This is a genomic window from Pseudomonas sp. FSL R10-0056, from assembly GCF_009600105.1.
Lineage (GTDB): Bacteria > Pseudomonadota > Gammaproteobacteria > Pseudomonadales > Pseudomonadaceae > Aquipseudomonas > Aquipseudomonas bubulae.
In genome coordinates this window covers 1-7,766 of sequence record NZ_WIWL01000014.1, presented here as the reverse complement: position 1 = coordinate 7,766, position 7,766 = coordinate 1, and the positions used below count along the sequence as shown (strand labels likewise).

Annotated in this window: 8 protein-coding genes and 1 pseudogene; 6 read left to right on the top strand and 3 right to left on the bottom strand. The window is 59.7% G+C overall.

Translation table 11 applies throughout. From position 1 onward, the window contains the following. A partial coding sequence (locus GHO42_RS25940) for a hypothetical protein (RefSeq protein WP_256671094.1) occupies positions 1-109 on the bottom strand: 109 nt, incomplete at its 3' end. A gap of 122 nt (positions 110-231) precedes the next feature. Between GHO42_RS25940 and GHO42_RS01055 the strand changes: the two genes are divergently transcribed. Then, positions 232-1,506: an acetyl-CoA C-acetyltransferase gene (locus GHO42_RS01055; protein ID WP_095019798.1), complete on the top strand. Its 1,275-nt coding sequence runs from the start codon at positions 232-234 to the stop codon at positions 1,504-1,506. Positions 1,507-1,556: 50 nt separating this feature from the next. On the opposite strand, the gene GHO42_RS01050 is transcribed toward GHO42_RS01055, so the two are convergent. Beyond that, the gene (locus GHO42_RS01050) at positions 1,557-2,609 is read right to left on the bottom strand and encodes a bile acid:sodium symporter family protein (protein WP_095019799.1); all 1,053 of its coding nucleotides are present in this window, start codon (positions 2,607-2,609) and stop codon (positions 1,557-1,559) included. Positions 2,610-2,691: 82 nt separating this feature from the next. On the opposite strand from GHO42_RS01050, the gene GHO42_RS01045 reads away from it, so the two are divergent. Next, the gene (locus tag GHO42_RS01045; RefSeq protein WP_095019800.1) at positions 2,692-3,486 is read left to right on the top strand and encodes a helix-turn-helix domain-containing protein; all 795 of its coding nucleotides are present in this window, start codon (positions 2,692-2,694) and stop codon (positions 3,484-3,486) included. Between the two features lie 126 nt (positions 3,487-3,612). Next, complete coding sequence (locus GHO42_RS01040; RefSeq protein WP_016783575.1) at positions 3,613-4,506, top strand: PA4780 family RIO1-like protein kinase; 894 nt, start codon at positions 3,613-3,615, stop codon at positions 4,504-4,506. 208 nt (positions 4,507-4,714) lie between these two features. Here GHO42_RS01040 and GHO42_RS01035 read toward each other — a convergent pair whose 3' ends face one another. Continuing rightward, positions 4,715-5,578, bottom strand: coding sequence for an MBL fold metallo-hydrolase (locus tag GHO42_RS01035; protein ID WP_095020829.1), 864 nt, complete (start codon positions 5,576-5,578; stop codon positions 4,715-4,717). Between the two features lie 92 nt (positions 5,579-5,670). Here GHO42_RS01035 and GHO42_RS01030 point away from each other — a divergent pair, with 92 nt between their 5' ends. From GHO42_RS01030 to GHO42_RS25935, 3 genes and pseudogenes are all read left to right on the top strand, one after another. Continuing rightward, positions 5,671-6,000: a metalloregulator ArsR/SmtB family transcription factor gene (locus tag GHO42_RS01030; RefSeq protein ID WP_095001067.1), complete on the top strand. Its 330-nt coding sequence runs from the start codon at positions 5,671-5,673 to the stop codon at positions 5,998-6,000. Between the two features lie 43 nt (positions 6,001-6,043). Next, a complete protein-coding gene (locus GHO42_RS01025; protein WP_095020830.1) occupies positions 6,044-7,609 on the top strand; it encodes a bifunctional protein tyrosine phosphatase family protein/NAD(P)/FAD-dependent oxidoreductase in 1,566 nt (521 codons plus the stop codon). Between the two features lie 8 nt (positions 7,610-7,617). After that, positions 7,618-7,766, top strand: a pseudogene (locus GHO42_RS25935) (sulfite exporter TauE/SafE family protein); the annotation flags it as partial.

The window sequence follows — 7,766 nt, the reverse complement described above, 5'->3', positions numbered from 1 at the left end:
GGCGCCCGGCCTGCCAGCGCTCCAGTCGTCCCGGTGACGGCAGCCCCAACGCGCCGACCAGCCGCTGGCCGAGGGATGAGTTGACGAAGTCGATATAACGGTCTGACATGGAACACTCTCCGACAGGTGGGGTTCAAAGGGTTGACCACAAACAGACCGTGGTCGTTCGTTATCGGCAATAAGGCCTACGCTGGTAACGATTAATGGATTTAAGAGAATAGGGTGAATCGTATGAGTCTGCGTCGTGTAGCAATTATTGGTGGTAATCGAATCCCGTTTTCTCGCGCCAACGGGCCTTATGCGACTGCCAGTAATCAGGACATGCTGACGGCGGCGCTGGAAGGGCTGATCGAGCGATACAACCTTCACGGGTTGCGCATGGGCGAAGTAGTGGCCGGGGCGGTGCTCAAGGATTCGCGGGATTTCAGCCTGACCCGCGAATGTGTGCTGGGCTCGCGGCTGTCGCCGCAAACTCCGGCCTATGACTTGCAGCAGGCCTGCGGTACAGGGCTTGAGGCGGCATTGCTGGTGGCCAACAAGATTGCCCTGGGGCAGATCGAGTGCGGGATTGCCGGTGGCGTGGACTCTGCCTCCAATGTTCCGATCGGCATCAATGACGGGCTGCGCAAATGGCTGCTGCAGTTCAACCGCCTCAAGGCACCTGTGGACAAGCTCAAGGCGTTGCTGCAATTGCGTCCGGGCTTTTTGAAGCCCGAATTTCCACGCAACGGCGAGCCTCGCACCGGGCTGTCGATGGGCCAGCACTGCGAGTTGATGGCGCAAACCTGGAACATCCCCCGGGTTGAGCAGGACGAGCTGGCGCTGCACAGCCATCAGGCACTGACGGCGGCTTACCACGCCGGCTGGGAAGATGATCTGCTTACGCCATTTATGGGCCTGAGCCGTGATAACAACCTGCGTGCCGACCTGACCCTGGAGAAACTGGCCGCCCTCAAGCCCGTATTCGAGCGCAGCGCCAAGGGCACGTTGACGGCGGGCAACTCCACGCCACTGACCGATGGTGCGTCGACGGTCTTGTTGGGCAGTGAAGAATGGGCCAGGGAGCGCGGCTTGCCGGTCTTGGCGTATTTGCGCGATGGTGAAACAGCTGCTGTAGATTTCGTACACGGTGCAGAAGGGTTATTGATGGCACCGGTATACGCCGTCCCACGGCTGCTGGCGCGTAATGGCCTGACCTTGCAGGACTTTGACTACTACGAGATTCACGAGGCATTTGCCGCGCAGGTGCTGTGCACCTTGAAGGCCTGGGAGGACGAGCCTTACTGCAAAAGCCGGCTGGGGCTTGATGCAGCGCTGGGGGCGATTGATCGCAGCAAACTCAACGTCAAGGGCAGTTCCCTGGCGGTGGGTCATCCGTTTGCGGCGACGGGCGGGCGTATCGTGACCAATATGTCCAAGCTGCTGGCCACCGCCGGGCAGGGTCGAGGTTTGATCTCGATCTGCGCGGCGGGCGGGCAGGGTGTTACTGCAATAATTGAGCGATAGCCGTCTGTGGGAGCGGGCTTGCTCGCGATGGGCGCAATGCGGTGTGCCTGTTACGCCGTGGCGTCGGCATCGCGAGCAAGCCCGCTCCCACCCGAGATGTTGTTGTGTTTGGCTTCTGCGCGACTGCGCGTGGCATAACTCTCGGCCATCACCGAACACACGATCAACTGCAGTGGGTGGTAGATCATGATCGGCAATAAAATCAGGCCCAGCCCCGGGTTGGTCCCGAAAATCAGGGCCGCCATCGGCGCACCCGCCGCGAGGGATTTCTTGCTGGCGCAGAACACTGCAGCGATTTCATCTGCGGTGCTGAATTTCAGGGCGCGGGCGGTGCGGGTGGTCATCCACAGGATAATCGCCAGCAGGACCGCACTGCCGACCAATGCACTGACAATCACCGAACTGCCCTGCTGTTGCCACATGCCCGAGACCATCGAGTTGCAGAACGCGGCGTAAACCAGCAGCAGAATCACAACCTTGTCGCAGATATTGGTGTAGCGCTTGTGCCGGGCAAAAAAGCGTCCGCACAGCGGGCGAACCAACTGGCCCAGCACCAGCGGCAGCAACAGCATGGCGCACAGGTCGAGCAGGGTTGAACCCAGGTCGATGCCCCCTGCGCCGCTGCCCACCACGAAGCTGACCAGCAAGGGTGTCAGGAAAATCCCCAGCACGCTGGACAGGCTGGCGTTAAGAATCGCTGCCGGCACATTGCCTCCAGCACTGCCGGTCAGTGCCACCGACGAGGAAATGGTCGAGGGCAGGGCACACAGGTAGAAAAATCCCAACATCAGCAACGGCGGGATATGGGCGCCCAACAGCTTGTTGGCGACCACCCAGATCAGCGGGAAGACGATAAAGGTAAAGCCCTGCACCATAACGTGCAGGCGAATGTTTTTCAGGCCGTGACTGATCTGCTCACTGGACAGGTTGACCCCGTGCAGGAAAAACACCAGAAACACTCCGATATTGATCACCCATTCCGCGTGCATTGCGCCGCCAGTGCTACCGAAATGCGGAAACACATAGGCCAGGAAAGTCGCCAGCAGCATGCCGCACAGAAACCAGTCGGTGAACATTCGTTTGAGATGTTTGAGTACAGGCATTGTCGGCACCGCAACATTGTAAGAATTGATGACTTAGCCTAACGTCGCAGCAATCTGTCGTCTTGCGATATAAGGCCAATCAATGCCGCCAAACGGACAACGTGGGCTGCCGCGTGCCATTCCGGTACTCGATGCCCTGCCACGACCCCTGTACGCCCGGGCCGAAAGCCTGGGCGCGGGCTCGTGGACGCCGCGCCATCGACACGATTGGGTGCAGTTTTCGTACGCCATTAGTGGTGTGCTGGGCGTACATACCGACGAGGGCAGTTTTTTTGCGCCCCCGCAGTGGGGTATCTGGATTCCGGCCGGGCTGGAGCATGAAGTGATCACCTCGATGCGCGCTGAAATGCGCAGCCTCTATGTGCGCCGTGAGGACTGCCAATGGGCGCCGGGGCAGTGCCGGGTACTGGAGGTCACGCCGCTGGCCCGGGAGCTGATCAAAAGCTTTTGTGCGCTGCCCGTCGACTACCCCGAGGAGGGGAGCTGCGAGCAACGCTTGGTGGCGGTGCTGCTGGACCAGTTGGCAAGCCTGCCCGAGGTCGGTTTTTCACTGCCGTTGCCCCGTCATGAACGTTTGCTGGTGCTGTGCAATGAGCTGGTCGAAACCCCTGATGCCGAGGCGAACCTGGGCCTGTGGTCGTATCGGCTGGGGATGTCCGAAAAAACCCTGATGCGTTTGTTTCAACGTGAAACAGGCTTGAGTTTCCGCAGTTGGCGGCAGCGGGTGCGTCTTCTGTCATCGTTACGGGTGCTGGAGGAGGGCGGTCATGTCACGCGGGCGGCGCTGTCTTGCGGGTATGAATCAACGTCGGCGTTTATTGCGGCGTTTAAAAAGATGTTCGGCTTTACCCCGGGTGACTTGTTTCGACAGGGTTAAGTCGGTGCTCAAAACGTGTTGCTCGTCTATCATTCAAATCGTTTGCCCTCTCCCCGTGGTGAGTGGATTGCCGTATAACGAATGACATTCGCGTGTTTGGTAATAAAGGACCCACAATAAAAGCTGATGAAGACTCCAAAACGCTTAGAACCCCTGATCGAAGACGGTCTGATCGACGAGGTGCTGCGCCCACTCATGAGTGGCAAGGAAGCAGCTGTATACGTAGTCCGCTGCGGCAATGAGCTGCGATGCGCCAAGGTTTACAAGGAGGCCAACAAACGAAGTTTCCGCCAGGCCGCCGAATATCAGGAGGGTCGCAAGGTTCGCAACAGCCGTCAGGCCCGAGCGATGGCCAAGGGCTCGAAGTTCGGTCGTAAAGAAACCGAAGATGCCTGGCAAAACGCCGAGGTAGCGGCACTGTTTCGCCTGGCCGGTGCGGGTGTGCGGGTTCCTAAACCGTTCGACTTCCTCGAAGGCGTGCTGTTGATGGAACTGGTGGCGGACGAGTACGGCGATGCGGCTCCGCGTCTCAATGACGTGGTGCTGGAGCCGGATCAGGCCCGCGAGTACCACGAGTTCCTGATTCAGCAAATCGTGCTGATGCTGTGTACGGGGCTGGTTCACGGCGACTTGTCCGAGTTCAACGTTTTGCTGACGCCAACCGGCCCGGTCATCATCGACTTGCCCCAGGCGGTCGATGCGGCGGGTAACAACCACGCCTTCAACATGCTGGAGCGTGACGTGGGCAACATGGCTTCCTATTTCGGGCGTTTTGCGCCGGAACTGAAGAAGACCAAGTACGCCAAGGAAATGTGGGCACTTTACGAAGCTGCCACCCTGCACCCTGGCAGTGTGTTGACGGGCGAGTTTGACGAGCCGGACGAGCTGGCGGATGTCGGCGGGGTGATGCGCGAAATCGAAGCTGCACGTCTGGACGAAGCTTTCCGCCAGGCAGTGCGTGCTGCCGATGATGCGCCACCGAGCAAGGCTGAAGAGCCACCACCCCCGTGGATGCAGTAATTGGCTAACTAAAAAATCCGGCTCAGGCCGGATTTTTTATGCGCCTGGGGCTGCCCGGGTTCTTGTGGGAGCGGGCTTGCTCGCGATGGAATCACCGTGTTTTACCTGTCAGAGCGCGTTGTTTGCATCGCAGGCAAGCCAGCTCCCACGGGTAATGCGCCGCTCATCAAAACCGCTGCTGCCCTGTTCCTGGCAAGTGTTTGGGCGCTCAAAACCGGTTCAGCGGAATCTTCAGGCTGCACAGGCCGCTGTCATCCGCAGGCGGCAGGTTGCCTGCACGAATATTGACCTGAATCGCCGGAATCAGCAGCGCCGGAACCCCGAGGGTGGCATCGCGGGCCGTACGCATGCCGACAAAACCTGCCAGGTCGATGCTGTCATTGACGTGGATGTTTTTTGCCCGCTGTTCACCCACCGTGGTCGACCAGCAGGCTTCGCGCCCGGCTGGCGGGTAGTCATGGCACATAAACAGGCGGGTCGACTCAGGTAATGCCAGCAGGCGCTTGATCGATTGATACAACTGCCGCGCATCGCCACCCGGGAAGTCGCAACGGGCGGTGCCCACATCAGGCATAAACAGGGTATCGCCCACAAACAGGCTGTGGTGTTCTACCTGATAGGCCATATCGGCCGGGGTATGGCCGGGCACATGCAGCGCCCGCACCTCTAGTCGCCCGATATGAAACAGCTCGTCGGGCTCGAACAGGCGATCGAACTGCGAGCCATCAAGCTTGAATTCCGGCTCAAGGTTATAGATATCGCGGAACACCCCCTGGACCTGGGTGATGGCAGCCCCGATGCCGATCTGCCCGCCCAGCTTGCGCTTGAGGTAAGCGCTGGCCGACAGGTGGTCGGCATGGGCGTGGGTCTCCAGCAGCCATTGCACCTTCAGGCCTTCAGCCTGCACGAAAGCGGCGATGGCGTCGGCACTGACGGTGCTGATACGCCCGGCGGCGGCATTGTAGTCCAGCACCGGGTCGATGATTGCGCACTCCACGCTGCCAGCAGCATGGACCACGTAGCTCACGGTCGACGTCGCCGGGTCGAAGAAACCTTGAATTTCGGGATGCATGAGGGGCCTCGTGGCGGTCGTTGAATGATCAATATATTGAAAGATATATTATCGAGTCGTAGACTGTCGACCATCACGCACCGGAGCTTTTCATGACTGCTCAGCTAACCAGCGAAGAAATCGGGCTTCTGCGCGACTCTGCTTCCAAAGCCTGCACCCTTCTCAAAGCGTTGGCCAATGAAGATCGCCTGCTGCTGCTCTGCCAGTTGACTCAAGGTGAGCGCAATGTCGGCGAACTTGAAGCGCTGACCGGCATCAGACAACCCACACTGTCGCAACAACTCGGTGTGTTGCGCGATGAGGGCATGGTCAATACCCGAAGGCTGGGGAAATACATTTTCTACTCACTCGCCAGCTTTGAAGTGGTTTCTGTGATGCAGACCCTGTCGGGGCTGTATTGCGGGCAAGCGCTCAAAAAGTAACGCCCTCCCAATCCATTCATTTTAGTTGTGCCTGGAGTGCTCAATGGAGCAAAGCATCAAGCGAATCGACGCGTCATTTTCCGTGACCGGTCAGATCGAGCAGTCTGATCTCCAATCCTTGGCTGCGCTGGGTTTTGCCAGCGTGATCTGCAACCGCCCCGACCATGAAGGCGGGCCTGAGCAACCCGAACACACCGCGATGCAACAGGCCGCGCAGGCCCTGGGGCTGAGCTTTGCCTATCTGCCAGTAGCGACCAGCGGCGCAACACCCGGGCAGGTGCAGCAATTGCGTGAACTGCTCGACGAGTTGCCCAAACCGGTGCTGGCGTACTGCCGCACGGGCAATCGCTCTGCCAAGCTTTTTGAAGCGGCCACCCAGGGCACGCGTGAGGCCAGGCAGTACGATGTGGTCGTGGTGGGCGGTGGCTCGGCCGGTATTTCGGTGTCGGCCAGCCTGTTGAAGCGTAACCCGGCCTTGCGTATCGCCGTGATCGAGCCCAGCACCGAACACTATTACCAGCCCGCCTGGACGCTGGTCGGGGGAGGGGCCTACGATATCAAAAACACGGTTCGCCCCACCGTTGCGGTCATGCCCAAAGGTGCTGTGTGGGTCAAGGCGTCGCTGTGTGCCTTTGCTCCGCAGCGCAAGGTTGTGCTGCTCAGCGATGGCAGCGAGCTGGGTTACCAGCAACTGATCGTTTGCCCGGGGCTGGAACTGGCCTGGGAAAATATCGAGGGCCTTGAAGAAACCCTGGGCAAGAATGGCGTGACCTCCAACTATCGTCACGATCTGGCGCCCTATACCTGGGAACTGGTGCGCAGCCTGAAGGGCGGCAAGGCACTGTTTACCCAGCCGGGCATGCCGATCAAGTGTGCGGGTGCGCCGCAAAAAGCCATGTATCTGGCCTGCGATCATTGGCGCAAACGCGGTGCTCTGGACGCTATCAAGGTGGAGTTCAACCTGGCGGGGGCGGTGTTGTTTGGCGTGCCGGCTTTTGTCCCGCCGCTGATGAAGTACGTTGAAGCCTACAAGGCTCAATTGGCCTTCCAGTCCAATCTGGTCAAGGTTGACGGTCCCGCCAGAACGGCCTGGTTTGATGTGACTGATGCCAAGGGCGGTGTGACTTGTGTTGCTAAAACCTTCGACCTGCTGCATGTGGTACCACCGCAGCAGGCGCCCGATGTGATCCGCCGCAGTGAACTGGCGGACAAGGCGGGCTGGTTCGAGACCGATCCGGCGACCCTGCAACATCCACGCTACCCCGAAATCTTCGCCCTGGGCGATGTGTGCAATACACCCAATGCCAAGACCGCGGCGGCAACCCGCAAGCAAGTGGTCGTGGTGGCCGAAAATCTGCTCGCACTGCGCAAGGGCGTGACCTTGCCCAAGCGTTATGACGGCTATGGCTCCTGCCCGCTGACCGTGGAAAACGGCAAGGTGATCCTGGCTGAATTCGGCTATGGCGGCAAACTGCTACCCACCTTTCCCCTGGACCCGACCGTACCCCGCAAATCGGCGTGGCTGCTCAAGGCCACATTGCTGCCGTGGTTTTACTGGCAAGGCATGCTCAAAGGCCGCGAGTGGTTCACTGACTGCAAGCCGGATTGACCCTGACCATGTTGATTATTTTATTTGGCATGCTGGTGGGGTTGGTGCTTGGGCTGACCGGTGCCGGTGGCGGCATCCTGGCCATCCCGGCGCTGACTCTGGGGCTGGGCTGGACCCTGGCGCAAGCGACACCGGTGGCGTTGCTGGCCGTAGGCAC

What these genes read in the sequence shown, in the direction of transcription:
- GHO42_RS01055 (WP_095019798.1), top strand. Translation starts at nt 232, where the DNA reads ATGAGTCTGCGTCGTGTAGCAATTATTGGTGGTAATCGAATCCCGTTT.
- GHO42_RS01050 (WP_095019799.1), bottom strand. Translation starts at nt 2,609, where the DNA reads ATGCCTGTACTCAAACATCTCAAACGAATGTTCACCGACTGGTTTCTG.
- GHO42_RS01035 (WP_095020829.1), bottom strand. Translation starts at nt 5,578, where the DNA reads ATGCATCCCGAAATTCAAGGTTTCTTCGACCCGGCGACGTCGACCGTG.
- GHO42_RS01030 (WP_095001067.1), top strand. Translation starts at nt 5,671, where the DNA reads ATGACTGCTCAGCTAACCAGCGAAGAAATCGGGCTTCTGCGCGACTCT.
- GHO42_RS01040 (WP_016783575.1), top strand. Translation starts at nt 3,613, where the DNA reads ATGAAGACTCCAAAACGCTTAGAACCCCTGATCGAAGACGGTCTGATC.
- GHO42_RS01045 (WP_095019800.1), top strand. Translation starts at nt 2,692, where the DNA reads ATGCCGCCAAACGGACAACGTGGGCTGCCGCGTGCCATTCCGGTACTC.
- GHO42_RS01025 (WP_095020830.1), top strand. Translation starts at nt 6,044, where the DNA reads ATGGAGCAAAGCATCAAGCGAATCGACGCGTCATTTTCCGTGACCGGT.